The organism is Acinetobacter sp. GN11 (assembly GCF_054823985.1).
In genome coordinates this window covers 1-978 of record NZ_JRVL01000354.1, presented here as the reverse complement: position 1 = coordinate 978, position 978 = coordinate 1, and the positions used below count along the sequence as shown (strand labels likewise).

The 978-nt window shown below is 28.7% G+C and carries 2 protein-coding genes; both read right to left on the bottom strand.

Annotated elements, in window-relative coordinates; all coding sequences use genetic code 11:
* The coding region (locus tag NL42_RS19210) for a hypothetical protein (protein WP_461313965.1) at positions 1-123 on the bottom strand (123 nt) is incomplete at its 3' end.
* A gap of 151 nt (positions 124-274) precedes the next feature.
* Positions 275-978 (bottom strand): hypothetical protein (locus tag NL42_RS19205; protein ID WP_461313964.1); only part of this gene is annotated, 704 nt, incomplete at its 5' end.

The window sequence follows — 978 nt, the reverse complement described above, 5'->3', positions numbered from 1 at the left end:
TAATACAAAGTTTTTTACTATTTCATCAAAATTAGGTTTCAGAAGAGTTAGCTTGCTATCTTTTATAGTTTTATACCAATAACTTGCTGCAACTCCCATACTGAACAAAGCTAACAATTTCATTGCTCACCTCACTTATTGGGAAGAGTGAAACTTAAAGTATCATTCGCGTTTGTAGCGTTCCAACTCGTTTTAGCGAGGTTTCTGTATACTTTTCAAGCAATGTGTAATAAAAAAGCGTACCCCTTTGGGATGCTTTCGTTGGTCTATTCAACTACAAAAAATTTATCTGGATCGTTTCAAGCAAATCATCACTTATCACATCGAAGTCTTTAATTTTTGCTGAATGAGTGTTCATTAAAGGATGATTTAAAGATATTTCCTCTAATTCATCCAATGCTCTTAATTTATTAATCACATGAATTTCAAGTGGCAATAAAGTAAACGGAGGTCTAATAAATTTTGGAGGATACTTACGTAAATCATTATCTATTAACTCTTCGCAGTGTAAATTTGCTATATCTATGAGTAAAGGTTCTAAAAATACTGATTCAAATGACCAATTATTTATCAAATCTTTAAATTTTCCATCTATTTTTGATTCTAATGTAAATTCTTCATTAATCCATTTGTAATAAGCCCATAATGAAAAATAGTCATAACTTAAAGGAAAATCAAATAGAAATTTTTGTTGTAAGCAAAACTCTACTTGGCGAGCTAATTTCTTTGCTAAATTTTTATTATTTAATAGAATTGCCCAAAAAAGTAGTGCAGAAAATTCTGAAAAATACTTCTTTAAATCATGTACATTCATTTTATCTAAAGGTTTTATTTTAAAATCTTTTAATTGTAATTCTCTTCCCACTTCTGCATACATCAAAGCAAGATTTAAACTATTTAAAGCATCTATATCTGCATTATTATTTTCAATTTTTAAGAAGGCCAACTGGGCATAAGGTATAGATATACCTACTATAT